The following is a 25,177-nucleotide window of genomic DNA, read 5'->3' as shown; positions in this document are numbered from 1 at the left end:
CGCTAAGCGGGGTCCGCGGGGTGAGGCCACCCGATTACCGCGTGGCCCCGCCCCGAGGGGCGGCAGGGCCTAGAAGACCGCGCGGATCTCCCCCACGACGCCCCCGCCGCCGTGCAGCGGCGCCGCGCCGATGCGGGCCACGACCTCGCCGTCCACGCCCAGCATCCGCAGCGCGCGGGCCAGGACCGGGCCGAGGGCCCGTGTCGAGCCGTCGTCGATCTTGAAGGCGAGCGCCCGCCCGTCCGGGAGCGCCACCGCCTGGACCGCCTCGGCGCCCATCTTCGACAGGGTGCCCGGCACCTCGCGCATCAGCCACGTGTCGGGGCGGCGCGTACCGGCGACGTACTCGGGGTGCGCGCGCATCGCGTCGGCGACCCGGCGCTCCGCCGAGCCCTCGGGGGCGAGCACGAAGTGCCGGAAGGCGCGGGCGAGGCCGGTGAGGCTGATGGCCATCAGGGGCGCCCCGCAGCCGTCCGTGCCGACCGCGGCGACGGGCTCGCCCGCGGCCTCCTCCACGACCTCGTGGATGAGCTTCTGGAGCGGGTGCTCCGGGTCCAGGTAGGTGTCCTTGGGCCAGCCGTTCACGTCGCAGGCGGCCAGCATCGCCGCGTGCTTGCCGGAGCAGTTCATCGTGACCCGGTCCCGTACGGCGCCCGCCGCCAGGTACGTCTCGGTCTCGACCGGGTCGAGCGGCAGGTCGGGCGGGCACTGGAGCTCGGCCGGGGTCAGCTCGTGCTCGGACAGCATCTTCTGGACGAGATCGCGGTGGAAGGTCTCACCGGAGTGACTTGCGGCGGCGAGAGCGAGCCGCTCGCCCGACAGGTCGAGGCCCGCGCGCAGCACGCCCGCCGCCTGCATCGGCTTGTTCGACGAGCGGGGGAAGACGGGAGCGGTCACGTCCCCCAGGGCGAGCTCCACGGTCCCGTCCGCGGCGAGCACGACCAGGCTGCCTCGGTGATGGCCCTCGACGAAGCCGGAACGGACGACCTCGGCGAGGACCGGGGGTATGGCGGCGGCGGAGGAGGGGGACATCGGTGGCCTTCCGGGGCGGGTCCATGGCGGGCCATGGACAGACCCGCCCCGCAGCGGGCCACCGGGGTCACCGGTGCGGCCGCGTCACGCGAGCAGGTCGTCTACTTGTGCTTCGCCTTCACGGTACCTGCGGGCGATCTCGGCGCTGCAATCGTCGGCCGTCGACTGGAGCAGGTGACGGCGGCGCGAGACCTGCTGCTCGTAGCGCACGAGGCGGCCCATCGCCGTGTGCAGCTCATCGTCCGTTCGGGCGTCCAGGTCCGACAGCTCGACCTCGGCGAGCATCTCGGCGGCCAGGCCCCGGTACTCCTCGCTGCGGGGCGTGCCGAGGGTGACGTGGCGGGCGGAGGAGCGGTGCCCGGCGGCCTTGTCGGTGAGGATCTCGGAGAGCCGGTCCACGACCGGCGCCTCGGGGTCCCTGCGGCGGGCGACCTCGGCCCGCAGGATGTCGATACGGCCCTGGAGCAGCCGTCGTACGTAGCTCAGGTCGGCCTCGTCCTGCTGGGCGTCGCGGCGCAGTGTGCGCAGCTCGGGAAGCCGGAGCGCGGACAGGTCGTGCCCGGGTGGCTCCGGAAGGTCGGGGCCGGCGACCCGCTGCTTCGGAGGGCGCGCCGTGCTGAGGCGGTTCGTACCGGTGATGCGACTGGCGTGCGTCAACGAAACGGGGGCCTCTGGAGGCTGCCCGGTGCTCGATGTGTGGCTCATTGCGTCCCTACCGTCCCCTCGACCGGACCGACGCGGTGCACCGCGCGTGGGAGCCGGTCTTCGAACCCCGGCTCCGAGCATCGTGCCACTCCGAGTGGCCGCTCTGTGCACGAGTGCCCCTAATCCGCCCCGGATGGGCGGTTCGGGCGCACGGCATGATGGTTCGTATGCGTGCAGTGGTGCAGAGAGTGGACGGCGCGAGCGTCGTCGTAGAAGACGAAGTCGTGGGCGAGATCAAGGGCGAGGGGCTGTGCGTCCTCGTGGGGGTCACCCACGAGGACACCAAGGAGAAGGCGGCCCAGCTGGCCCGCAAACTCTGGTCCGTACGGATGCTCGCCGACGAGAAGTCGTGCAGCGACATCGACGCGCCGCTCCTGGTGATCAGCCAGTTCACGCTCTACGGGGATGCCCGTAAGGGCCGCCGCCCCACCTGGAACGCGGCGGCGCCCGGACCGGTGGCCGAGCCGCTGGTCGACGAGGTCGTGGCGCAGCTGCGGGCCCTTGGGGCGACCGTGGCGACGGGCCGGTTCGGGGCGCAGATGCGGGTGTCCCTGACGAACGACGGCCCGTTCACGGTGCTTCTGGAGATGTAGCCCGGCCCCTGAAGGGTGTCAGGGCTCGACGACGACTTCCTGCGCGGCCGCGGTCGTGTCCACGATGAGGTCCGCGTCCACCGGCACGTTCCGCTTCACCAGGGCGAGCGCGATCGGGCCGAGTTCGTGGTGGCGTACGGACGTCGTCACGAAGCCCAGCTTGCGGCCCTCGGGGCCGTCGGACGCGAGGCGGACCGGGGCGCCGTGCGGGGGCAGGTGCACATCGCTGCCGTCCAGGTGCAGGAAGACGAGGCGGCGCGGGGGCTTCCCGAGGTTCTGCACGCGGGCGACGGTCTCCTGGCCGCGGTAGCAGCCCTTCTGGAGGTGGACGGCGGTGCCGATCCAGCCGAGCTCGTGCGGGATGGTGCGGTGGTCGGTCTCGAAGCCGAGGCGCGGCCGGTGGTTCTCCACGCGCAGCGCCTCGTGGGCGAGGAGCCCGATCGCGGGCCCGTTCTGCTCCGCGTACGCCTCCAGGTCGGCGCGCGGCAGGAACACGTCGCGGCCGTACGCCGTCTCACGCACCGCGACGCCGTCCGGGACCGGCGCGATCGAACCGGCCGGCAGCTGGACGACCGCGAACTCCTCGGTGCGGTCGGCGACTTCGACCCGGTAGAAGAACTTCATCGACTCCAGGTAGGCGATCAGCGCCTCCTGGGAGCCGGGCTCGACGTGCGCCCACGTGGTGGTGCCGTCGTCGACGATGTACAGGGCGTGCTCGATGTGGCCGTGCGCGGAGAGGACGAGCGCCTCGGTGGCCTGGCCGGCCGGGAGGTCGCTGACGTGCTGCGTGAGGAGCAGGTGCAGCCACGCGAGCCGGTCGTCGCCGGTGACGGTGATGACGCCGCGGTGGGAGAGGTCGACGAGGCCGTTGCCGTCGGCGAGGGTGCGCTGCTCGCGGAACAGGTCGCCGTAGTGCGCGGCGACGCCTTCGTCCACGCCCTCGGCGGGAACGGCGCCGGGCAGGGACAGGAGGGGGCTCTTCATGTTCACAGACACTACGACGAGCACACGGACGCGCTTATTCCTGCGGGGCGGCGGATTCGTCGCCGCCCTTGATCTCCGTGCCGTCCCGCTTGGCGCAGTCGGCGCAGCGGCCGAAGATCGCGAAGTGCTTGAGATCGGTGTCGAACCCGAAGGTGTCGCGCAGCTTCGCGGTGAACTCGGCGGCGACCTCGACGTCGGCCTCGATCACGTTCGTACAGTCCCGGCACACCAGGTGCATGTGGTGGTGCCGGTCCGCGAGGTGGTACGTCGGCGCGCCGTGCCCGAGGTGGGCATGGCTGACGAGGTCCAGCTCCTCGAGCAGCTCGAGCGTGCGGTAGACGGTCGAGATGTTGATCCCCGACGCCGTCTTGCGCACTTCGCAGAGGATGTCGTCGGGGGTCGCGTGCTCGAGGGTGTCGACGGCCTCGAGGACCAGCTGACGCTGAGGCGTCAGCCGGTAGCCGCGCTGCCGCAGGTCGCTCTTCCAGTCGGTGCTCACCACACCGCCGAGTGTAGGTCTACTTGCCGGGAACGACTTCTGGACTGCTGGACTTCGGGACTACTGGACCATTGGGCCGACTGGACTACTTGAAGAAGGCGATGCCGTCGTCGGGCAGGTCCGGCAGGTTGCGGGCCATCTCGGCCACGTCGTCCGGGGAGACGACCTTCTTCAGCTGGGCCGACATGTAGGGGCGCAGCTCGACCTCCGGGGTCTGCTTCTCACCGACCCACATCAGGTCGCTCTTCACATAGCCGTAGAGCCGCTTGCCGCCGGTGTGCGGTGCCGCGGTCGCGGTGCGCGCGACGGCGTCCGTGACCAGGTCGATCTGGGGCTTCTGGTCGGCCAGCTCGCCGTACCAGATCTCGACGACGCCGTCGTCGCGGACCATGACGACGTCGACCTTGCGGTCCTTGTCGATCCGCCAGAACCCGGACTCGGTCTCCAGGGGCTTCACCTTGTTGCCCTCGGAGTCGAGGATCCAGGTGTGCGAGTGGTACTCGAGGAAGTCCCGCCCGTCATGGGTGAAGGAGACCTCCTGCCCGAAGTTCGCCTTCTCGGCGCCGGGGAAGTCGGTGACACCCGCGCCCGCCCAGTTGCCGAGGAGGAACACCAGGGGGACGAGGTCGGGGTGCAGGTCGGACGGGATCTCGATCATGGTCTGCGAAGCGTCTCTCTGGTGGGGGTCAGCGCTGGCCCTGGTACAGCTTCTTCACGGTCAGCCCGGCGAACGCGAGAACGCCGACGCAGACCAGGACAAGGAGAGCGGAGAAGAAGGCCTCAAGCACGGGGTGCTCCTCGGTGAGCGGTGGTCGGTACAGAGCCGGGCCCCACTTTAGTCGGGTGGGGCCCGGCTCTCTCGATGAGGTCACCCAAGCGGGGTGCGGGCGGTCAGCTCAGGAGCTGGCTCTGCAGGACGACCGCCTGGCGGAAGGGGACGGCGGGGGCGATGCCCTTGCGGGACTGGACGACCAGGCCGACCGTGTCGCCCGCGACCAGATAGGCGCTGCGCACATGCTCGGCGCCGCGCGGTCGTGCCTCGTCGTAAACGTACGACGTCACGTTCTTGACGTGGGCCTTCGCGGGGAACGACTCGTCGAACTCGGCGTCCGGGGCCCCCGCGAGCGCGAGCGGCCGCATCCCGTGGCTCAGCCGGTCGGAGAACTCGGTCGCCGCCGCGCCCGTGCCGAAGTGGAGCAGGAACACGCGGGTCGTGGTCCTGTCGGGCATGGTCCAGGCGCGCCCGGCGATGTGCCGCAGACCGCTGTCGACCAGGTCCTGGCGCAGCTCGTCACGCTCATCCTTGGCGTACTGCGCGAGATACGAGGACGTGGACACCCAACCGTCGTCGGCCTTCACGGCCGGGTCCGGCTTCGCGCCCCTGGGCGCCTCGATGACGAGGGCGCGCGGGTCGGCGTAGTGGGCCTGCTTCGCGTTGGCGGAGGCGAAGGGTTCGGGGCTGCCCTCGGGGAGCGGGGGCCGGACGAGCTCGGGGTAGGTCCAGCGCCCGTCCGACTGCGTGGCGAGGCCCGGCAGGTCGGTGCGCCGCTGCTCGGTGACCCCGTACGCGGTCGCCGCGGCGAGGGCGCCGAAGATGACGACGGCGCTGGTCCAGCGCAGCGCGGCGCGCAGGACACGGCGGTCCTTGGGCGCGGGCGGCACGGCCGTCGCGGGCTCGGCCTCCGGCATGTCGGCCGGTGTCGTCACGGTGCTCATACCGCCTCCCCGGGCGACTCGATGATGTTGAGCTGCTCGCGCATCAGCTCGGCGGGTTCGCCGGAGGAGACGAGGCCCTTCCTTGTGCCGTACGCGGTGAACGTGACGAGCACGTCGCCGCTGTAGCCGGAGCAGACCATCATGTCGAGCTCCTCCTCCTTGTCCGCGGGCGGCAGGAAGCAGCTGGCGTCCTTGTGGTCCTTGATCTTCGGGCCCTTGCGGAAGACGGCCATGGCCTCGGCGAACCGGGACTCGAACCGGCTGATCTGCCGGGCGGCCTGCCGGTTCCCCATGCGGGACAGGGTGATGTCGACGATGATGCCGCCGTCGGCGCGGTTTCCGGAGGAGTAGCTGCGCATCACCATGGCCTGGATCCGCTGCCGGTCGATCTCCTTCTCCAGCTCGCGGCGCTCCCGCAGCGGCAGGAAGCGCAGGGACTCCTTGCGCAGGGCGGTCGCCTGCTTGCCGCCGAGCTCGGCGTCGGCACCGAACTGGGCGATGTCGGGCCCGGCCTCGTACCCGTAGGGCATCGGAAGCAGTGAGGCCTTCAGGCCCGTACGCCCCTTGTCGTGTACGGGCCTGTCGCGCGGCGCGGCCGGGAACTTCCAGCGAGCCGCCCCTGCGTCCCGGTCGGCGCCGGAGACGGTGACCGCGGTGTAGCCGACCCCGGCACCGACCGCACCGAGGAGCAGCACGGGCACGAGGACGAAGGTGAGGAGACGCCGCCGGCGGTGGGGCTCGGCGAGGCCGGGGGCTTCGGGGGTGTCGGCCTGAGGCTCCGGCTCCGGCTCCGGCTCCGGATCGACCGCTTCAGGTATGAAGTCCGCATCGCTCATGACAGGCGCTCCCACTGTTCCCGGGCCACCTGCATGGCGCGCTTCTCGCTGATCGGACGGGGGCCTGCGAGCCAGACCTGCATGAAGACATCGCCGCGGGCCGCATAGGCCTCGGCGGTGTACAGCGGCACGTAGCCGGGCTTCCGGTCGGGTTGCGCGTGCACGTAGACCAAGCCGGTGCCGGAGCCGGGGAGCGGGCGTCCCACCGTGGACTGGTGCTCCTGCTCCACCCAGGCCTGCTGGCCTGAGGTGGCGTCGGCGGCGGCCACCGTCTCCTCGTCGCGGTACTGGGTGAGGCGGACGCTCACCATCGTGCCGTTCTCCTTCCACATGGTCGCCACCGCGCGCCGGAATCCCGTGTCCACGAGCCGCGTGAACGCGCCCTCGGGCCGCGCGTAGTCCTCCGCCATGTCCATGAAGTTCAGCCAGCCGTCCGGCGGCAGCTGCGTCGACAGGGTCTTGGCCCCCTTGGGCCGCTTGACCAGCAGCTTCCGCAGGTCACCGTCCATCTTGACCTGCCGGTCCCGCGCGGCGGAGAGCGGCTCGGGGGCCTTGCCCTTCGCCTGCGCCATGACGGGCTGGTTCAACGGCGGCAGCGGGTCCGGGGCGCGCCCGGCCTGGACGACGTAACCGGTGCAGGTGCCCGCGACGACGCCGAGTACGGCGGCGCAGGCGATCAGGAGGGTGGTGCGGCCGCGGCCGCGGCGGCGCGGTCTCTCCGGTTCTTCGATCTCTTCCAACGGTCCCCCCACGGAACTCGAAGCGCGGATTCCGTATCCGCGCGCACAGGAGACCCCTGGGCAACATCCCTGGTTGTAAGGGACTTGATTACGATTCAGCCATGGCGAACAAGCTCGTGATCAAGGTGACCGCGGGGGCCGATGCCCCCGAACGCTGCTCGCAGGCCTTCACGGTGGCGGCGGTGGCCGTGGCCAGCGGGGTGGAGGTCTCGCTCTGGCTGACCGGCGAGTCGTCGTGGTTCGCGCTGCCGGGCCGCGCCGCCGAGTTCGAGCTGCCGCACGCCGCGCCGCTGCCCGACCTGATCGAGTCGATCCTGGCGGCCGGGCGGATCACGCTGTGCACGCAGTGCGCGGCCCGCCGCGAGATCACGGAGAAGGACGTCATCGAGGGCGTCCGGATCGCCGGCGCGCAGGTCTTCGTGCAGGAGGCGATGACGGACGGGACGCAGGCGCTCGTCTATTGACGCGGAGCGGACCTACGCTTGAAGCATGTACTCGCGGCGTCGTCATCTGTACTTCGCCATGATGGGCCTCTGCATCGGCCTGTTCGTCCTGGCCTGGGCCGTCGTGCGCCTCTGGTCCGTGCCCGCTGCCGTCGCGATGTGCATCGTGGCGATGGTGATCCCGCCCGTCGCCGCGATCGTCGCCAACCGCCGCGGCCCCGACGACCGCTGGTGGGACGACCCCTCAGGGGACGCGAAGTCCGACGAGTGGTGGGACGAGCTGGACGGCAAGAAGCGGCCCGAAGACCACTAGGGCCTCTCGTTTGGATCACGCCGGGCTCGCGGGGTCCGGTGCCGCACCGAGCGGCGTTGTCGTCAGTCGCCGACTCCCTCCTCCGCCTTGCGATGCACGCTCCCCCAAGCTCTCGACTGCACTCGAGCAGGAGGGACCCCCAGGCCCCTAGGAGCCCCGAGACCCCTCGCCCCGGCCGGCGCGGCGCATCGCGACGATCTCCGCGACCGTCTCCAGCCACCGCGCCGCCCGTGTCTCGTCATCCGGCGCCTCTGCCGCCTGCGCCGCCGTCTCCAGCCAGTCCCGCAGGCACGCGGACGCCTCACGCGACGGCAGCGGCTCGGGCAGCGCGGCGGCGTACGCGAGGCCGCCGGCCCGGACGATCTGCGCCACGTACGTCACCGAGCGCGGCAGCACACCGAGCCGGTCGAGGGTGACGGAGGCGGCGATCGCGCCGTCGCCGAAGAGCGCGGTGCGGAAGGTGTCACGGGCCAGGCCGTGGCGCAGCAGCGTCGGGACGTCCGTGGCGGCGAGCACCTCGTCGTCGGTGCGCGGTGCGCGGTCGTGGACCATGGTCATTCCGTTCCGTCGTTCCGTTCGTCGTTCCGTTCGTCGTTCCGTTCGTCGTTCCGTTCGTCGTTCCGTTCGTCGTTCCGTTCGTCGTTCCGTTCGTCGTTCCGTTCCCGTGCAGGTCAGCGGACGGTGATCGTGTAGACGTAGTAGGCGACCTCGTCGTCCGACTTCGTCGGGCCCTCCGTGGTCGTGGCCGTCGGGACCGGGCTCGCGCCGACCTCCGCGGCGCTCCCGCACAGGCCGTGCGGGCAGAACAGCAGTTTCACCGTCGTCGTCCCGGCCGCGCGTGCCTTGAAGTCGAAGAACTGCGCGCCGTCGCCACTGCCGATCAGGTCTTCGTCGCCCCCGTCCTCCTCCTCGCGCCTGCCCTGGTACGTGACGACGCCCTTGTCGGGGCGCGGGCTCGCCAGGTACCAGTTCTGGCCGAGGGCGGGGCTGGCCGGGACCTCGAGCGTGAACGTGTCGCCCTTGTCGACGGAGACGCTCCGCTCGCCCGGCCCGATCGCGGCGGGCCCGGCGGAGCCGCCGCAGCCGGAAAGGGTGACGAGGGCGGCGGCCGAAGCGGACGCGGTACGCACAATGTTTCGCATTCGCACGATGAGTTCAGTCCTGCTGGATGTAGACGCGGTTGACGTCGCCCTGGTGGGCCTTGGAGTAACGGTCGTCGGCGGCGGCCTGGAGATCACCGTTGATGAAATCGTCCTCGCTGATCCAGGACGTGGTGCCCCACGGGTTGTAGACCTGCAGCTTGCCGTCCTCCTGCCCGATGATCATCAGGCTGTGGCCGTGGCGGTCGCCGTGCTCGTCGACTCGCGTGATGTTGATGGGCACGGGCTTGCCGTCGGCGACGGATTTCTCGATGTCGGGCAGGACGCCGCGCCGGTCGTCGGCGCCGTCCATCTCCTTCTGGTCGTACTTGTCGCCGGTGTGCGGGCCGAGCTCCTTGTTGGAGATCTCCTCCTGCCCGTCGCCGTCCATGCCGGCCGGGTGCTGGTCCCACCACCAGCCGTCCATCTCGCCGTCGCCCTCCTCGTTCATCCGGAACTGCTCGTCGTGCAGGCGCTTGCGGAAGTGGTCGGGGTCGTCGTCGGTGCCGTCGGGGCCGCCGGTGAGTTCGAGCGCGTACACCGGGTCGACGAGGGCGCGGGCCGTGACCGTCGAGGACGGAACGCAGGTCTCGTCGTCCTGGTCCCAGAGCTCGCCACGGAAATCCTGCTGCTCCTTGCCGGAGGCGACGGAATTAGTGGTGACCGGCGTCAGGTGCTCCGAGAGCCACGCCGCGTCCTTGCCGTGGATCTTCCCGCCGAACTTCTCGACCTCGCCGACGTCGTGGCCCGAGGCGAGGGCCTTCATGAGGTACGCCTTCTCCTGCGGGCTCGACGCGTTCGCCAACAGCCGTTCCATACGGGCCCGTTCGGCGGGCGACATGTTCTCCATGGCGCGGCCGGAGCGTTCGAGGTCGTTGGCGCTGAGGATCTCGTTCAGCTCGGGGTCGCCGCCCGGGTTGGCGGTGTCGGCGAGGGCGAGCCGGTCGGCGGCGGTCAGTTCGTCGGTGCCCATCTGGCCGGCGCGGGCCTCGGCGGCGAACTTGTTGAGGTCGCGGGCCGCGACGCGGGCGGCGTCGTCGGCGTCGGCGGCCGCCTTGTGCAGGTCGTCGACGCCGTGCGAGGCCAGGGAGCGAGCCTTCAGACGGAGGGCTTCCTCGTCGTCGTCCTCGTGCCAGTCGTCGAACCAGCCGTCCTTGCCGCCGAGCATGCCGCGGGCGTCGCGCAGCTTGCCGCGGCCGGTGCCGTCCAGGGTCTGCGCCGTCTCCAGCGCGTCGGACAGCGCGATCAGGGCCTTGCCGCCGCCCTGGAACGCCTCGATCATCTGCTGGGCGTCGCGGGAGGCGGCGCCCACCACGTCGGAGGCAAGGACGCTCGTGTCGCCGACCCAGACCTGCGGCAGGCCCTTGCGGGCGATCTTGTCGATCCGGTCGCTCACGGCGTCGGCCTCGTCGGTCTGGCCGGTGTAGCGCTTGCCCAGCGCTTCGATCACCTTCGGCTCGCCCACCGGCCCCGAGACGCCGAGGGCGTCGTCGATCGCGTCGATCAGGTCGTTCTTGCTGCCGGCCGAAGAGATCCTGTCGCGCAGGCCGTTGAGCTTCTGCCTGCGGTCGTTCGTGGATTCCGTCACGGTCGCAGGCCCCGTCAGTAGCCGGACAGCGCGGACGGGCGCTCGGCGTACGTCGGCATCGTGCTGACGCCCTCCCCGCCCGCGGAGCCCACGGACACGGACTTCGCTCCGTTGCGTACGCCGATGTCGGAGCCGGAGTAGGCGCGGCTGGACAGGCGGACCTTGTCGGCGAGTTCGTGCAGGGCCGCTTCGAGGACCTTGGTCTCGGCCTCCCAGGCGGCCGCGAACGTGTTGAACGCGGGAGCGGTGTCGGAGCCGCCGAGCGCGTCCTGCGAGTAGCACATCGTGCCGGCGATCGCCTTGCCGATCTTGCCGACGTCGCGGCCCGCGCCGTCGAGTTCGCCGGCCTGGCCCGACATGCCCTTGTGCCCGACCTGGTACCCCTCCGGAGAGGCCATGGCTCTTCCCCCGATTTCTTGAGTCCACGACCTCGACGCGCCTTCCGGATCAGGGAAGTTGAGTCAGGTCACAGCCTGTCAAGAAAAATTAGCAGAACAGCGCCATGTACACGCCCGTCAGCACGGGCTCCGCACAAAGCCGAGGGACCGCACCCCGATTCCGTAGGCGTCCAACCCCCGGAGGTGCGGCCCCTCGGCCGTATCTGCGCCGCCGTCACACGGCGAGCCGCGTCAGACGGCGATGGCGACCTCGGAGAGACCACCGGTCTGGGCGACGACCGTACGGTCCGCCGAGCCGCCCGGGACCAGGGCGCGCAGCGTCCACGTGCCCTCGGCCGCGTAGAAACGGAACTGTCCCGTCGCCGAGGTGGGGACCTCGGCCGTGAACTCGCCGGTCGAGTCCAGCAGGCGCACGTAACCGGTGACGGGCTCGCCGTCGCGGGTCACCTGGCCCTGGATGGTGGTCTCACCGGGCTTGATCGTCGAGGCGTCGGGGCCGCCGGCCTTCGCTCCACACATGTGCTTCTCCAAAAAGGTCGGTCAGGTCTGTCAGGGGGGTCGGGCGGGGTTACTTGTTGGCGCCGAGCTCGATCGGCACGCCGACGAGCGAGCCGTACTCGGTCCACGAGCCGTCGTAGTTCTTGACGTTGGCCTGGCCGAGCAGCTCGTGCAGGACGAACCACGTCAGGGCCGAGCGCTCACCGATGCGGCAGTACGCGATGGTGTCCTTGGCCAGGTCGACCTGCTCGTCCTCGTAGAGGGCCTTGAGCTCGTCGTCCGACTTGAACGTGCCGTCGTCGTTGGCGTTCTTCGACCACGGGATGTTGCGCGCGGACGGGACGTGGCCCGGACGCTGCGACTGCTCCTGCGGGAGGTGCGCCGGGGCGAGGAGCTTGCCGGAGAACTCGTCGGGCGAGCGCACGTCGACGAGGTTCAGGCTGCCGATCGCGGCGACGACGTCGTCACGGAAGGCTCGGATCGAGGTGTCCTGGGCCTTGGCCTTGTACTCCGTGGCGGGGCGCTGGACGATCTCGGCGACGAGGTCGCGCGAGTCGAGCTCCCACTTCTTGCGGCCGCCGTCGAGCAGCTTGACGCTGTCGTGGCCGTAGAGCTTGAAGTACCAGTAGGCGTAGGACGCGAACCAGTTGTTGTTGCCGCCGTAGAGGACGACCGTGTCGTCGTTGGCGATGCCGCGCGCGGACAGAAGCTTCTCGAAGCCGGCCTGGTCGATGAAGTCGCGGCGGACCGGGTCCTGGAGGTCCTGCTGCCAGTCGACCTTGATGGCGTTCTTGATGTGGTTCTTGTCGTACGCCGAAGCGTCCTCGTCGACCTCGACGATGACGACCTTCGGGTTGTCGAGGTTCGCCTCGACCCAGTCGGCGTCTACCAGGACGTCGCTGCGGCTCATGTTTTTCTCCTCCGGGGCAGTTGCGGCGGGGTGCGGGAGTGCGGGTGCGGCGCGGGCACGGTCCCTGCATGCGGACAGGGACGGCATTCGACGCGCGCGAGGGGAGGCCTCAAAGGGGCCTGGGGAAGCGGGAGTTGCCGTCCCGCTCAGGCGGTGCGACAGAGCATGGCGGCGACGCGGCACAGGTCTACTGCCCGCCGCTTCGTGAGATCCGCCTGTCGCTTCATGCCACCGATCGTAGGTACGCACGGGCGGCCGTGTCACCGGCGTGTCGCATCCTGAGACGCGATCGTCCACGATACGAGATGAGTGCGGCCCCGGAGCCGCTCACCTCGGGCTCCGGGGCCGCTGCGGCTCCGCCGATCACTGCTGTGCGGACGGCGTCGTCTCGCAGTGCGGACGCGCCGTTTCCGGGTGACTACCCGACGAGGTCGAGTTTCGAACCCTTCACCGAGATCTCGACGCCGTCCTTGACCGCCTCGACCCGGTCCAGCTCGATCCCGGCCGGCAGGTCGTCGATCGCCTGCTGGAAGTCGGTGACGGCGCGGATCCGGCCCTCGGCCAGGTCGAGCGCGCCGGCCTTGGGCAGGCTGTCGGCACGCGCCGAGACCTTGCCGTCGGTGACCTTGACCGAGCTGAGGACGGTGGGGTGCAGGGTGCCCACCGGCGTGTGCACGGTGATCGTGACCTTGACCTTGTCGCCGCCGCCGTAGGAGAGGCCCTCGATCCGGGCCGTCACGCCCGGGGCGACCTGGGCGGCGTCCTGCTTCTTGACGGCCTTGAGCAGCTCGGCGTAGGAGATGCGGGCGGTGCCGGTGGCCGAGTCGGCGGTGGCGGAGCTGAAGCTGCTGTCGAACCGAACGCCGTGCATCTCGGCGTTCAGATCGGCGATCCGGATCGACTCGCCGCCGCTCTTCGCGTCGTAGTCCTTGATGCCGATCTCCACGTCGTCCAGGGTGCCGCCCGCGGCCTGGGTCAGGAACGGGAAGCCGTTGATGGAGACGTCGGGCGTACTGGCCAGGCCCTCGCTGGTGCGCACGCGGTCGGCCGCCTCGCCCTCCGCGTAGTTCACCGCGACCCGGTCGGCGATGACGAACAGGCCGCCCAGGATCACGACGACGATCAGAAGTATCCGCAGAGCACGCATGGCCCGGTGTTTCCCCCCACCTGGACGACAGTTCCTGATCGCGAGAGTACGGGCCGGACCCCCACGAAGGGGGCCCGGCCCGATTCTTGTCGATCAGCTGTGACAGGCCGTGTGCCCGCCGGACGCTCAGCCCACGACCCGCCCGAGCAGATAGACGGCCGGGGCCGCGGCGGCCAGCGGCAGGGCCACGCCCGCCGTCATGTGCACGAAGCGGGACGGATAGTCGTAACTCGCGACGCGGTGGCCGATCAGCGCGCAGACACCGGCGCCGAGGCCGAGGAGCGCGCCCTTGGATCCCATGTCCGTCATGCCGCCGGCGGCGATGCCGGCGCCCGCGGCGGCGAGCAGCGCGACGGCCACGGAGGCGGGCGTCGGCAGCGGGAGCGCCCGCGCGAGGACGGCGACGGCGACGGCCACGGCGCCGACGGTCACGGCGTCCGGGTCGGCCGCGAGGTGTCCGGTCGCGACGATGGCGAGCGCCGCGGAGGCGACCGTCGCCATCAGGCCGTACATGCGCTCGTCCGGGGCCGCGTGGCTGCGGAGCTGGAGGACGAGGGTGAGCAGGACCCACACGCCGAGGGTGCCGAGGATCGCGGCGGGCGCGTGCTCCCGGCCGGTGACGAGCAGCGCGGCGTCGGCGGCGAGGCCGCCCGCGAAGGCGAGCGCGATGCCCTGCCGGGCGGGCCACATGCCGTTGAGCCGGAACCAGCCGGCGGCCGTGACGGCCTGGAGCAGCACGAGCGGCACGAGCAGCGCGTACTGGCCCACCGCGGCGCCGCCCGCGAGCAGCAGCCCGAGCAGCGCGGTCAGCGCGGCGGGCTGCATCCCCGGCTCTATGATCGGCGACCGCCCCTCGGCACGGGCGCGCTGCGCGTCGGTGACGCGGGCGTTGCCGGTGACGGTGGCGGGCCCGTAACCGGCGGCCTCCGGCTCGGCCACGGGCAGCGGCTGGGCCGCCGCCACCGTCCCGAAGACCGGCGTCTGCTGATCGGCACCGGGGGCTTGGGGCGCCTGGCCGTACGCGGCATGCGCGGGCGGCGGAGTCTGGCCACCGGGCGTCTGAACCGCGGGCCCCTGCCCGTACGGCACCTGCCCGTAGCCGTAGGACTGCTGGTCACCGCCGTAGGACTGCTGGTCACCGCCGTACGCGTGCTGCTCACCGCCGTACGCCTGCTGGTCGCCGTAGGCGTGCTGCTCACCGCCGGTCTGGCTCACCGGACCCTGCCCGTACGCGGCCTGGCCGTACTCGGCCTGCCCGTATGCGGCCTGGCCGGGCTCGAATCCCTGGGGCGGCGGATACGTCGACTGGGCCTGGGTGTCCCAGGTCTGGCCCTGCCAGTGCTGGGTCTGCTGGGGCGGCTGCTGCTGCCCGTACTCGTCTTCGTACGGCTCGTTACTCATCGCGGTCACCCTCCTGCGAACGGCGGGAGCACCTCGACCGTGCCGCCCTCGGCAAGCCGTACCGTCTCATGCCCGCGCTTGCCGACGGGGTCACCGTCGATGAGGAACGAGGAACGCTGCAGGACGCGCACCAGGTCACCGGGGTGTCGCGTACGCACGCCCTCCAGCGCGTCGGCCAGCGTCTCGGCCTCGTACGGCTCCTCGGCGACACCGGCGGCCGCCTTGGCCGCGGCCCAGTAGCGGATGGTTCCGTTGGCCATGTGCGGCGTTCCTCCCATGCGGTCTGTCCATACGGTCTATTCGGCGGTTGCCGTCGTCCATGATGCCGTGGCCCAGCCGCCGATCCGCGCGAGGAGCCCGTCGTCCGCCGCGTGCTCGGCATGGCCCATGCCCGGTTCCAGCCACAGCTCGGCCCCGCCGGGCGCGGCCGAGGCCAGCATGCGCGGGTGGTCGAGGGGGAAGTACGGATCCAGGTCGCCGTGCACGATCAGCAGCGGTGTCGGCGCGATCAGCGGCACGGACTCGACCGGCGAGAGCGGCACCGGGTCCCACTCGTGTGGGTGAATGCGGGTGCGGAGCCCGATACGGCCCACGATCCGGCCGGCGGGCCGCGTCACCAGCCAGTGCAGGCGCCGCATCGGCGCGGTCCCGCGGTAGTACCAGCGGGCCGGGGCACTGACCGCGACGACGGCGTCGGACCGCGCTTCCGTGCGCCCCCTGTGCAACGCGGCGTGCCGCAGGACGACGGACCCGCCCATCGAGAATCCGACCGTCACCACCTGTTCATGACCGAGTGACCTCGCCCACTCCACGGCGGCCACCAGGTCGAGTACCTCCCGGTCGCCGACGGTGGACCGCCCGCCCGACCGCCCGTGCCCCCGGAACGAGAACGTGACCACGGCGGCACGCTGCGCGAACACCCCCGCCGCACGCCGGACATGCGGCCGTTCCAGATCGCCCGTGAACCCGTGCGCGACCACGATCACCGGGCCCCCGGCGGGCCCTGGCCCGGGGTCGTAGGCGGCCTCGATCGGCACACCGTCCCGCGTGCGCAGCATCACGCGCCGTGAGCGCGCAGTGATCGGCTGCACAGAAGATCCTGCGTCTTGACCTGCCCGACCGGAACTCATGTGGGCTATTCTCCTTGGCAGAGGATCCGGGCAGCGAAGCCCCCGGGTCCTTTTGTGCTTTCGGACCGCGTTGTATACGAACGCGGACCGCACGGCGCGCAGGGCCCCGGGGCGCGGGGCCCGAAGCAGTGCAAAGCAGTACGAACAACGCAGTACGAAGCAGTGCCGTAAACGTCCTCGCAGGGACCGAGGAGGAACCAGACGTTATGGGCGAGCGAAACGTGCACGACCGCAGGACGACCCAGGCAGGTGGGGCGCGATGAGTTCTTTGCTGCTCCTGACCAATGCCCTTCAGCCGTCGACGGAGGTGCTCCCCGCTCTCGGCCTGCTGCTGCACAACGTGCGGGTCGCCCCCGCCGAGGGCCCCGCTCTCGTCGACACCCCCGGTGCCGACGTCATCCTCATCGACGGGCGCCGCGACCTCCCGCAGGTACGCAGCCTGTGCCAGCTTCTCCGCTCCACCGGGCCCGGCTGTCCGCTGGTCCTCGTCGTGACGGAGGGCGGCCTCGCGGCGGTCACCGCCGACTGGGGCATCGACGACGTACTTCTCGACACGGCGGGACCCGCCGAGGTCGAGGCGCGGCTGCGGCTCGCGATGGGCCGCCAGCAGATCGTCGCCGACGACTCCCCGATGGAGATCCGCAACGGCGATCTGTCGGTCGACGAGGCCACCTACAGCGCGAAGCTGAAGGGGCGGGTCCTCGACCTGACCTTCAAGGAGTTCGAGCTCCTCAAGTACCTCGCGCAGCACCCGGGCCGTGTTTTCACCCGCGCCCAGCTGCTCCAGGAGGTGTGGGGCTACGACTACTTCGGCGGGACCCGCACCGTCGACGTCCATGTGCGGCGCCTGCGCGCGAAGCTCGGGCCCGAGCACGAGTCGCTGATCGGCACCGTGCGCAACGTCGGCTACCGCTTCGTGACGCCGGAGAAGGTCGAGCGGGCGGCGGACGCGGCGAAGGCCAAGGCGGCCGCCCCGAAGCCGGACTCAGCAGAGCAGGCAGCACACGCGGAAAAGGCCGACAGCGCGGACTCCGGGGCCGATTCCCGTGCCGTGCGGGAGCCGGGCGACCAGCCCCGGGCGGGCGCTCACCAGGCCGCCGCCGGACGCCCTGCCCAGCGGTAGGTCCATCCGCGTAGACTCCGCGCGTGGCCAAGGTGACTCGGGATGATGTGGCGCGACTGGCGGGTACTTCGACCGCGGTCGTGAGCTACGTCATCAACAACGGACCTAGGCCGGTTGCCCCGGCCACGCGCGAGCGTGTACTCGCCGCGATCAAGGAGCTGGGGTACCGGCCCGACCGGGTCGCCCAGGCCATGGCGTCGCGGCGGACCGACCTCATAGGCATGATCGTGCCGGACGCGCGCCAGCCGTTCTTCGCGGAGATGGCGCACGCCGTCGAACAGGCGGCGTCCGAGCGCGGAAAGATGGTCCTCGTCGGCAACTCCGACTACGTCGAGGAGCGCGAGGTCCACTATCTGCGGGCCTTCCTCGGCATGCGGGTGTCCGGCCTCATCCTCGTCAGCCACGGCCTGAACGACTCGGCCGCGGCCGAGATCGAGGCCTGGGACGCGCGCGTGGTCCTGCTCCACGAGCGGCCCGAGGCGATCGACGACGTCGCGGTCGTGATCGACGACATCGGCGGCGCCCAGCTCGCCACCCGCCATCTCCTCGAGCACGGCCACCCGTACGTCGCCTGTCTCGGCGGCACCGCCGAGACGCCGTCCGTCGGCGACCCGGTCTCCGACCACGTCGAGGGCTGGCGCCGGGCCATGCACGAGGCGGGACTCCCCACCGAGGGCCGGCTGTTCGAGGCGCCGTACAACCGCTACGACGCGTACAAGATCGGGCTCGAGCTGCTCGCCGGGCCCCAGCGGCCGCCGGCGATCTTCTGCTCCACGGACGACCAGGCCTTCGGCATCCTGCGGGCCGCGCGCGAGCTGCGGATAGATGTGCCGGGCGAGCTGGCCGTCGCCGGCTTCGACGACGTGAAGGAGGCGGGTCTGACGGATCCGCCGCTGACGACGGTCGCATCGGACCGCTCGGCGATGGCGCGGTCCGCCGTCGACCTCGTCCTCGACGACTCGCTGCGCGTCGCCGGGTCCCGGCGTGAGCGCCTGAAGGTGTTCCCCTCGCGGCTGGTCGTCCGCCAGTCCTGCGGCTGCCCCTGACCGCACAGAAACGCGCGCCGGCCCCCGAACCGCGGGACCGACGCGCGCGTGCTGCGTGTCACTCGGAACACGTGCTCAGAACATCAGGTTGTACTGGTTGAACCCGGTGCCGAGACTCTTGCGCGCGCCGAAGACGTCCGCGGACGCCTTGTTGGTGCCCGGGTAGAGCCAGAGCGTGCCGCCCGAGTCGCGGGCCATGACGTCGGCGATACCGTCGCCGGTCACGTCGCCGTTCGTCACGTACGAGGTGAAGTTCCAGCCCGTACGCGCCTGGATGCGCGCGGCGAACGGGGTCTTCTCGACCTGCGTGCCCCGGTAGAGGTACAGGACGCCGGAGCTGTTGCGGACCAGGAGGTCCGCCTTGCCGTCGCCGGTCAGGTCTCCGCGGCCGAAGATCTTGACGCCCTTCCAGGCCTTGTCGACGACCTTGACCTTGCCGTAGAACTCGCCGTTGCCCTTGCCCGGGTAGAGGTACGTCGAGCCGTCGGCGTCCACCGCGACCAGGTCGGGGCGGGAGTCACCGGTCATGTCGCCGGGGATGGCGTACGACTTGTAGCCGCCCCACACCGAGGTGATCTGCATCCACTCGAAGGCGTCCGACGCGTGGTTGTAGTAGCTGCGGTACAGCTTGCCGTCGGTGCTGTCGCGGATGATCAGGTCCTGGAAGAAGTCCCGGTCCAGGTCGGCCTGGAGGGCCCAGCTCGCGGTCTGCCAGCCGGCGCTCTGGTAGGCGCGCGTGGTGAGCGAGGTGCCCTTGCTGTCCTGCTCGAACAGGCCCCCGGAGGGGGTGCGCGCCAGCAGGTCGGCCCGGCCGTCGAAGCTCAGGTCCGTGTCGTCGATGCGCGGCTGGGCCGCCCAGACGTACGAGGAGACCTTGGTGAAGACGGGGTAGGCGCCCTTCGCGGTGCAGCCGGAGACGCCCCACGAGACGATGCCGACGACGCGGCCGCCGACGACCACCGGGCCGCCGGAGTCACCACTGCAGGGGCTCTTGGTGCCCTCGTCGGCGCCCGTCGCCGGGGTGCCCGCGCAGAACATCGAGCCCTCGATGAAGTCGTCCTCGCCGAGGACCGACTGCATCGCGGTGTTGCAGGTGGAGTCGGAGACCATCGGCAGGGTCGCCTTGCGCAGGGTCGCCGACAGATCGGCGTCCTCGGCGCCGGAGGTCAGGCCCCAGCCGTAGACGGTGGCGGAGGTGCCCGCCTTGTAGGAGGCGGTGTCGTTGCTCTGGACCACCTTCGCCCACTGGTCCTCCAGCGGACGGTCCAAGGTGAGCACCGCGATGTCGTTCTGGATGGTGTCGGCGTTGTAGCGCGGGTGGTTCCACTGGCGCCAGACGCCCGCGACGGTGCCCTGGGCGCTGTCGAGCAGGCCGGCGGTGCCGGCCACGACCGCGCCGTTGTTCACCCAGTCCAGACCGGCGACGCAGTGCGCCGCGGTGAGGACCTTGTTCGGGGCGACGAGGGTGCCGCCGCAGAAGTAGCCGTCGCCGGACGCGGCGTCGTAGTACGAGAGCTGGACCATCCACGGCGCCGAGGAGATCGCCGTCTCGGTGCCGCCGATGATGAACGGCGTCCTCTTGGGATTCGTCTCCGGGGTCGCCTGGGTCTTCGCGGCCTCGACGACCCGCTTGCGCAGTTCGGCGTCGGAGGCGGAAGGGGCCGGATTCGCGGTACGGGCGACGCTCGCGTCGGGCAGTACGGGCGGATCGTCGGCCGCGGTGGCAGGGTGCGCCACGAGGGCGCCGGCGCAGCTCAGCGCCAGCGCGAGAGCGGCCGTGGACAACGCCGTGGCGGGGCGTCTCCAGCGGTCGCGCAGGGCAGGTATCACTCAGGGCTCCTGGTGTGAAGAGTGGCTTCAGGGCCCGAGAAGGGGCGTTGCGACGCACACCACGGCCGGTACCGGACACAGAGCACACGAAGAATCGGGCTCAGCCCCGAGCACCGCCGCAGACCCCCCTCCGGCGCACGGATCGTAGATCTCACGGGCCCCTGAACACACGACCTCCACAGCAGGCAGGTGAGAGTTGTTCCGGCGCCCTCCCGTATCTCACCCGCCGTCAACCCGCCGTTTCCCGAGGGTGCCTTTATTTCGGGCAAACAGGGTTCTCGCGGGACTCTCAGGGCACGCTCAGGTGGCTCTCATGAACGCGGCACAGGCTTACTGCCATGACCGAGAGCTTCCGCCGAAGCGGCGAGTACCCCCAGGGCCAGCAGCAGCACTCGCAGTCCTCGTATCCGGGGACCCCCGAGGCGGGCGGCGCGTTCCCGCCCCCGCCCGCGTACGACCCGCCGCAGCCGGTGAACGCCGCCCCGGGTTCGGCGATGTGGCCCGCTCCGGTACCGGAGGGCTCCCCCGCGCCGCCCGCACGGCGGCGGCGGGTGAAGGGCCCGCTCGGGCTTCTCGCCGCGGTCGCCATCGCCGCCGCGGCCGTGGGCGGCGGCACCGCGTACGCCTTCCAGGAGCTGACCGGCAAGGACTCCACGTCCACCAGCGCCGGCGCGAGCGTCGTGCCGACCAGCAAGAAGGGCACCGTCGCCGGTGTCGCCGAGGCCGTCAGCCCCGCCATCGTGGAGATCAGCGCGACTTCGAACGCGGGCAGCTCGACCGGCTCCGGCGTCGTCATCACGAGCGACGGCGAGATCGTCACCAACAACCACGTCGTCTCGGGCGCCTCGACGGTCAAGGTGCGCACGAACGACGGCAAGACCTACACCGCCGACGTCGTCGGCACCGACGCCAAGAAGGACCTCGCCCTCATCAAGCTGAAGAACGCGTCCGGCCTCAAGACCGCGTCCCTCGGTGACTCCGACAACGTGAAGGTCGGTGACGAGGTCGTCGCCATCGGCTCCCCCGAGGGCCTGACCGGCACCGTCACCAGCGGCATCGTCTCCGCGCTCGACCGGGACGTCACCGTCTCCACGGACGAGGAACAGCAGCAGCAACAGGGCGGCGGCAGCGACGGCCAGTGGCCGTTCGAGTTCGGCGGGCAGCAGTTCAACGGCGACACCGGCTCGTCCAAGACGACGTACAAGGCCCTCCAGACCGACGCCTCCCTCAACCCCGGCAACTCCGGCGGCGCGCTCATCGACATGAACGGCAACATCATCGGCATCAACTCCGCGATGTACTCGGCCAGTTCGGACAGCGGGTCCGGATCGTCCGGCGCGGGCAGCGTCGGTCTCGGCTTCGCCATCCCCGTCAACACCGTCAAGGCCGACCTCGACTCGCTGCGCAGCGGGGGCACCTCCGGCAGCTGACCCCGGCCGCGCGCCGCCGCGCCGCGCCCACCCGCAGCGCCACCGTGCGAGGCTGATACCGGCCCCCACCACCGTCCCCACCACCGAGGAAGCCCGCCCATGAGCCCCGCCGAAGGCGACCGCGAACCCCAGCGCATTCTCATCGTCGACGACGAACCCGCCGTCCGCGAGGCGCTCCAGCGCAGCCTCGCCTTCGAGGGCTACGGCACGGAGGTCGCCGTCGACGGCGCGGACGCTCTCGGCAAGGCGGCCGCGTACCAGCCCGACCTGGTCGTCCTCGACATCCAGATGCCGCGCATGGACGGCCTCACGGCCGCCCGGCGGCTGCGGGCCGGCGGGTCCAGGACGCCGATCCTGATGCTCACGGCCCGCGACACCGTCGGCGACCGCGTGACCGGGCTCGACGCGGGCGCCGACGACTACCTGGTCAAGCCGTTCGAACTGGACGAGCTGTTCGCGCGCGTACGGGCGCTGCTGCGACGCAGCGCCTACGCCTCGGCGGCGGGCCCGGCGGACGACGCGGGTGACGTCCTGTCCTTCGCCGACCTGCGCATGGATCTCGCGACCCGCGAGGTCACGCGCGGCGCGCGCACCGTCGAGCTGACCCGCACGGAGTTCACGCTCCTGGAGATGTTCCTCGCCCACCCGCGCCAGGTCCTCACCCGCGAACAGATCCTCAAGGCGGTCTGGGGCTTCGACTTCGAGCCGAGCTCCAACTCCCTGGACGTGTACGTGATGTACCTGCGCCGGAAGACGGAGGCGGGCGGGGAGCCGCGGCTCGTTCATACCGTGCGGGGTGTGGGGTATGTGCTGCGGGGCGGTGGGGAGTGACCCGGGTGGCACAGCGGCTGCGAAGGCTTCCCCTGCGGTCGCGGCTGGCGCTGCTGGTGACCACGGCAGTGGCAGTGGCGGTGGCTGTGGCAGCGACGGTGTGCTGGTTCGTCGTGCAGAGCGCGCTGGTCAATTCGCTGGACGACGCTCTGAAGGGCACGGCCCGTCTGAGTCCTGACGTCGTCGCCCGCCTTATCGACCCCGACGGGAACTGCCGCCGCGTCGTTCTGAACCCGGACGACCCCGGGCTCTTCAAGCAGGTCATCCAGATCGTCGACCGGGACGGCAACAGCTGCGTCATCTACGGCAAGCAGTCCGTCGAGGTGACCCCGGCGGACGTCGACGTCGCCAACAGCAAGGCACCGGACACCACCCACGACGCGACGGCCGGCAACGGCTCCAAGTACCGGGTCTACACGTACCCTCTGCCCGAGTACCGGGCCGCGGTGTCCGTGGCCCGGCCGCTCAGCGAAGTCGACGACACACTCGGCAAACTCGGGCTGGTCCTTGCTCTGGTCGCCGGCATCGGTGTCGTCGGTGCCGGTGCCGCCGGACTCTGGGTCGCCCGGTCCGGGCTCCGCCCCGTCGACGAACTCACCGACACCGTCGAGCACGTGGCCCGTACCGAAGACCTCACCGTGCGCATCCCCGTGGAGGGAGACGACGAGATCGCGCGGCTGTCCGCGTCCTTCAACTCCATGACCGCCTCGCTCGCCTCGTCGCGGGACCTCCAGCAGCAGCTCATCGCCGACGCCGGGCACGAGCTGCGCACGCCCCTCACCTCGATGCGCACCAACATCGAGCTGCTCACCCGCAGCGACGAGACGGGCCGCGCGATCCCGCCGGACGACCGCAAGGCGCTGATGGCCTCGCTCAAGGCGCAGATGAGCGAACTGGCCGCGCTCATCGGGGACTTGCAGGAGCTGTCCCGTACGGGCCTGACGGCCGGCGACGCGCCCCTCAAGGTCGTCGCCCTGCACGACACGGTCCGCACCGCGCTGGAGCGCGCCGCGCTGCGCGGGCCCGAGCTGACGATCACCTCCGAGCTGGCGCCCTGGTACGTACGGGCCGAGCCCGCGTCCCTGGAGCGCGCAATCGTGAACCTCCTCGACAACGCGGTCAAGTTCAGCCCGCCCGAGGGCACGATCGAGGTCCACCTCATGCGCGGCCGGCTGACCGTGCGCGATCACGGTCCCGGCATCCCGGCCGATGAACTCCCGTACGTCTTCGACCGGTTCTGGCGCTCGCAGAGCGCGCGGGCGCTGCCGGGTTCGGGTCTGGGCCTGTCGATCGTGGCGCGCACGGTGGAGAGCTGCGGCGGCACCGTCGCGCTCGGGGCCGCGGAGGGCGGCGGCACGGTCGCTACGGTGCAGCTGCCGGGGGCCCCGACGCCTCCGCCGGAGGTCCCCGAAGGCGCGCTGGACACGCCCTAGGGGGCCCCTAGCGCTCGAAGCCCAGCCCCTCCCCGGTGAGCCCGACCCGGATCCCGTCCTTCTCGACCTTCACGTCGCTCAGCCGGACGTCGCCCATCCCGTCGCCCGGCAGTTTCGGCAGGCGGAACGCCAGGGAGAGGCGGTCGGCGAGTTCGGGGCGGGTGAGCCGGGTGAGGCCCTGGAGCAGCGCCGGGTCGAGGCCGAACCTCTTCAGGAGCGCCGGGTGCGCGAGCGCGAGGTCGACCAGGTTCAGGGACATGAGCTGGTGCACGAAGCGCGGTGAGCCGGTGAGCTCGCTCAGGCGCCGGTCGCTGCGCAGCGCCGCGCGTACGGCCGAGTCGGGCACGCCGAGCCGGTGCACGAGCGACGGCACGGACAGCAGGGCCTTCGCCTTGGCGGTCTCGGTCGCGAGGCGCGTCACCGAGCGGCGGCTCAGGTGCAGGCCCTCGGACGGGCGGGTGCCGGGCCGGTACGTGGCGAGGTCGCCGATGTCGAGCCGCATGCCGCCGATGTCGGTGGCGATGCCGGTGTCACCGATGCGCCGGATCGTGGCGTCGGCGCGCACCTTCAGGTCGTGTCCGGCGACGGGCAGCGTGCCGCGCGCGAGGACCCGGTCGCGGCCCTGTCCGCTGAACGTGACCTGGGAGGCGCCGAGTTCGCGGTTCAGGTCGTCGAAGGAGAGCAGGACCTCGCCGGTCATGCCGCCGATGCGGGCGCCGCGCACATCGGTGAGTCCGTCGCCGTCGATCGTCACGTCGCGGATGGTCGCGGAGACCTTGGCGAGGGAGACGCGGCTCGCGGCGACGTCGGGGACGGTCACCTTCACCTCGTCCAGGCGCCGGTCGGCGAGCTGCGTGAGGAACGGGAAGCCCTCGATGTCGACCTCGGGCGCGGCGCTCAGGTGCAGCTGGTCCTTGAGCCGGTCGGCTGCGCGGTGCTCCGCGTAGAGGAGGGCCCAGCGGTCTGCGAGGGTGAGGAAGGCGGCGAGGACGAGGATCCCGACGACGGCCTTCGTGGCGAGCGGGAGTCCGGCGAACCGGTTGCGGCGGCGGCTGCCGCGGCGGTGGTTGGGCCTGGACCAGGGCTGGTCGTCGAGGCCTGCCTCGGGGTCGTCCTCGTGCAGGAACTCGTCGAGCGGGTTGTCCGCGAGGGTGCCCAGCTCGTCGTAGGGATTCGGCGGGGCGGTGCCGGACGGAGCGGTGCGTGATGAAACGGTGCCGGATGGAACGGATTCCTCCGTCCACGCATCTGACGGGTCGGTGGACATGGCTATGCGGTGGGGGGAACGCATCGTGAGATTTCACCATACGAACCGACCCCACCGCTAAGCTTTACTCCCAGTAAGCACCGGTTTCGGCCGCCCACCGGACCGTGCGATACGTCACTTCAGGATCGTCACAACCCTCACGTAA

The 25,177-nt window shown here is 71.2% G+C and carries 29 protein-coding genes; 8 read left to right on the top strand and 21 right to left on the bottom strand.

Annotated elements, in window-relative coordinates; translation table 11 throughout:
* Positions 1-69: 69 nt before the first annotated feature.
* Together OG574_RS25715 and OG574_RS25710 are read right to left on the bottom strand one after the other, a co-directional pair.
* Positions 70-1,032: an asparaginase gene (locus OG574_RS25715; protein WP_326775120.1), complete on the bottom strand. Its 963-nt coding sequence runs from the start codon at positions 1,030-1,032 to the stop codon at positions 70-72.
* Between the two features lie 84 nt (positions 1,033-1,116).
* A complete protein-coding gene (locus OG574_RS25710) occupies positions 1,117-1,737 on the bottom strand; it encodes an RsiG family protein (protein ID WP_442816850.1) in 621 nt (206 codons plus the stop codon).
* Positions 1,738-1,904: 167 nt separating this feature from the next.
* Between OG574_RS25710 and dtd the strand changes: the two genes are divergently transcribed.
* A complete protein-coding gene (gene dtd / locus OG574_RS25705) occupies positions 1,905-2,330 on the top strand; it encodes a D-aminoacyl-tRNA deacylase (RefSeq protein WP_326775119.1) in 426 nt (141 codons plus the stop codon).
* Positions 2,331-2,348: 18 nt separating this feature from the next.
* Here dtd and ygfZ read toward each other — a convergent pair whose 3' ends face one another.
* The 6 genes from ygfZ to OG574_RS25675 all read right to left on the bottom strand — a co-directional run bounded on the left by ygfZ (position 2,349) and on the right by OG574_RS25675 (position 7,105).
* A complete protein-coding gene (gene ygfZ / locus OG574_RS25700; RefSeq protein WP_326775118.1) occupies positions 2,349-3,314 on the bottom strand; it encodes a CAF17-like 4Fe-4S cluster assembly/insertion protein YgfZ in 966 nt (321 codons plus the stop codon).
* Positions 3,315-3,348: 34 nt separating this feature from the next.
* On the bottom strand, positions 3,349-3,816 hold the full coding sequence (locus OG574_RS25695; RefSeq protein WP_326775117.1) for a Fur family transcriptional regulator: 468 nt from the start codon (positions 3,814-3,816) through the stop codon (positions 3,349-3,351).
* A gap of 82 nt (positions 3,817-3,898) precedes the next feature.
* Complete coding sequence (locus OG574_RS25690) at positions 3,899-4,471, bottom strand: FABP family protein (protein ID WP_100595626.1); 573 nt, start codon at positions 4,469-4,471, stop codon at positions 3,899-3,901.
* Between the two features lie 233 nt (positions 4,472-4,704).
* A complete protein-coding gene (locus OG574_RS25685; RefSeq protein ID WP_326775116.1) occupies positions 4,705-5,529 on the bottom strand; it encodes a hypothetical protein in 825 nt (274 codons plus the stop codon).
* Positions 5,526-6,365 carry a hypothetical protein gene (locus tag OG574_RS25680; protein WP_326775115.1) on the bottom strand — a complete coding sequence of 280 codons (840 nt, stop codon included), beginning with the start codon at positions 6,363-6,365 and terminating at the stop codon, positions 5,526-5,528. The genes OG574_RS25685 and OG574_RS25680 overlap by 4 nt, the downstream gene beginning before the upstream one ends.
* On the bottom strand, positions 6,362-7,105 hold the full coding sequence (locus OG574_RS25675; protein ID WP_326775114.1) for a hypothetical protein: 744 nt from the start codon (positions 7,103-7,105) through the stop codon (positions 6,362-6,364). Before OG574_RS25675 ends, OG574_RS25680 begins: the two co-directional genes overlap by 4 nt.
* Before the next feature lie 101 nt (positions 7,106-7,206).
* Here OG574_RS25675 and OG574_RS25670 point away from each other — a divergent pair, with 101 nt between their 5' ends.
* Positions 7,207-7,569, top strand: coding sequence for a DsrE family protein (locus OG574_RS25670; RefSeq protein ID WP_100595624.1), 363 nt, complete (start codon positions 7,207-7,209; stop codon positions 7,567-7,569).
* Positions 7,570-7,594: 25 nt separating this feature from the next.
* Positions 7,595-7,861 carry a DUF3099 domain-containing protein gene (locus OG574_RS25665; protein ID WP_326775113.1) on the top strand — a complete coding sequence of 89 codons (267 nt, stop codon included), beginning with the start codon at positions 7,595-7,597 and terminating at the stop codon, positions 7,859-7,861.
* Positions 7,862-8,008: 147 nt separating this feature from the next.
* Here OG574_RS25665 and OG574_RS25660 read toward each other — a convergent pair whose 3' ends face one another.
* The 11 genes from OG574_RS25660 to OG574_RS25615 all read right to left on the bottom strand — a co-directional run bounded on the left by OG574_RS25660 (position 8,009) and on the right by OG574_RS25615 (position 16,072).
* Positions 8,009-8,419: a hypothetical protein gene (locus OG574_RS25660; RefSeq protein ID WP_326775112.1), complete on the bottom strand. Its 411-nt coding sequence runs from the start codon at positions 8,417-8,419 to the stop codon at positions 8,009-8,011.
* Between the two features lie 113 nt (positions 8,420-8,532).
* The gene (locus tag OG574_RS25655; protein WP_326775111.1) at positions 8,533-9,003 is read right to left on the bottom strand and encodes a protease inhibitor I42 family protein; all 471 of its coding nucleotides are present in this window, start codon (positions 9,001-9,003) and stop codon (positions 8,533-8,535) included.
* Between the two features lie 13 nt (positions 9,004-9,016).
* Complete coding sequence (locus OG574_RS25650) at positions 9,017-10,588, bottom strand: peptidoglycan-binding protein (protein ID WP_326775110.1); 1,572 nt, start codon at positions 10,586-10,588, stop codon at positions 9,017-9,019.
* 14 nt (positions 10,589-10,602) lie between these two features.
* Entirely contained in the window at positions 10,603-10,986 is a 384-nt protein-coding gene (locus tag OG574_RS25645) for a hypothetical protein (RefSeq protein ID WP_326775109.1), read from the bottom strand.
* 231 nt (positions 10,987-11,217) lie between these two features.
* Positions 11,218-11,505, bottom strand: coding sequence for a DUF1416 domain-containing protein (locus OG574_RS25640; RefSeq protein WP_100595620.1), 288 nt, complete (start codon positions 11,503-11,505; stop codon positions 11,218-11,220).
* A 49-nt stretch (positions 11,506-11,554) separates the two neighbouring features.
* Complete coding sequence (locus tag OG574_RS25635; protein WP_326775108.1) at positions 11,555-12,394, bottom strand: sulfurtransferase; 840 nt, start codon at positions 12,392-12,394, stop codon at positions 11,555-11,557.
* A 146-nt stretch (positions 12,395-12,540) separates the two neighbouring features.
* Positions 12,541-12,621: a putative leader peptide gene (locus OG574_RS52775; protein WP_351257108.1), complete on the bottom strand. Its 81-nt coding sequence runs from the start codon at positions 12,619-12,621 to the stop codon at positions 12,541-12,543.
* Between the two features lie 191 nt (positions 12,622-12,812).
* Positions 12,813-13,541, bottom strand: coding sequence for an LmeA family phospholipid-binding protein (locus tag OG574_RS25630; RefSeq protein ID WP_326775107.1), 729 nt, complete (start codon positions 13,539-13,541; stop codon positions 12,813-12,815).
* A 126-nt stretch (positions 13,542-13,667) separates the two neighbouring features.
* Entirely contained in the window at positions 13,668-14,942 is a 1,275-nt protein-coding gene (locus tag OG574_RS25625) for a hypothetical protein (protein WP_326775106.1), read from the bottom strand.
* Between the two features lie 5 nt (positions 14,943-14,947).
* A complete protein-coding gene (locus OG574_RS25620) occupies positions 14,948-15,202 on the bottom strand; it encodes a MoaD/ThiS family protein (RefSeq protein ID WP_100595616.1) in 255 nt (84 codons plus the stop codon).
* Positions 15,203-15,238: 36 nt separating this feature from the next.
* Complete coding sequence (locus OG574_RS25615; protein WP_100595615.1) at positions 15,239-16,072, bottom strand: alpha/beta hydrolase; 834 nt, start codon at positions 16,070-16,072, stop codon at positions 15,239-15,241.
* A 259-nt stretch (positions 16,073-16,331) separates the two neighbouring features.
* Here OG574_RS25615 and OG574_RS25610 point away from each other — a divergent pair, with 259 nt between their 5' ends.
* Both OG574_RS25610 and OG574_RS25605 read left to right on the top strand, forming a co-directional pair.
* Positions 16,332-17,195, top strand: a complete 864-nt coding sequence (locus OG574_RS25610; protein ID WP_326775105.1) for a winged helix-turn-helix transcriptional regulator — start codon at positions 16,332-16,334, stop codon at positions 17,193-17,195.
* A 23-nt stretch (positions 17,196-17,218) separates the two neighbouring features.
* Positions 17,219-18,241, top strand: a complete 1,023-nt coding sequence (locus OG574_RS25605; protein WP_100595614.1) for a LacI family DNA-binding transcriptional regulator — start codon at positions 17,219-17,221, stop codon at positions 18,239-18,241.
* 75 nt (positions 18,242-18,316) lie between these two features.
* On the opposite strand, the gene OG574_RS25600 is transcribed toward OG574_RS25605, so the two are convergent.
* On the bottom strand, positions 18,317-20,071 hold the full coding sequence (locus OG574_RS25600) for a trypsin-like serine protease (RefSeq protein ID WP_326775104.1): 1,755 nt from the start codon (positions 20,069-20,071) through the stop codon (positions 18,317-18,319).
* Between the two features lie 338 nt (positions 20,072-20,409).
* Between OG574_RS25600 and OG574_RS25595 the strand changes: the two genes are divergently transcribed.
* From OG574_RS25595 to OG574_RS25585, 3 genes are all read left to right on the top strand, one after another.
* Positions 20,410-21,501 (top strand): S1C family serine protease, encoded by a 1,092-nt coding sequence (locus OG574_RS25595; RefSeq protein ID WP_100595612.1) that lies wholly within the window; start codon positions 20,410-20,412, stop codon positions 21,499-21,501.
* A 99-nt stretch (positions 21,502-21,600) separates the two neighbouring features.
* A complete protein-coding gene (locus OG574_RS25590; RefSeq protein ID WP_326775103.1) occupies positions 21,601-22,332 on the top strand; it encodes a response regulator transcription factor in 732 nt (243 codons plus the stop codon).
* Complete coding sequence (locus tag OG574_RS25585) at positions 22,329-23,765, top strand: HAMP domain-containing sensor histidine kinase (protein WP_326775102.1); 1,437 nt, start codon at positions 22,329-22,331, stop codon at positions 23,763-23,765. Before OG574_RS25590 ends, OG574_RS25585 begins: the two co-directional genes overlap by 4 nt.
* Positions 23,766-23,772: 7 nt before the next feature.
* On the opposite strand, the gene OG574_RS25580 is transcribed toward OG574_RS25585, so the two are convergent.
* A complete protein-coding gene (locus OG574_RS25580) occupies positions 23,773-25,056 on the bottom strand; it encodes an LmeA family phospholipid-binding protein (RefSeq protein ID WP_326775101.1) in 1,284 nt (427 codons plus the stop codon).
* Between the last annotated feature and the right edge of the window lie 121 nt (positions 25,057-25,177).

Source organism: Streptomyces sp. NBC_01445 (genome assembly GCF_035918235.1).
Taxonomy (GTDB): domain Bacteria; phylum Actinomycetota; class Actinomycetes; order Streptomycetales; family Streptomycetaceae; genus Streptomyces.
Note: the sequence above shows the minus strand (reverse complement) of the source record. Positions and strands in the feature narration are given on the sequence as shown.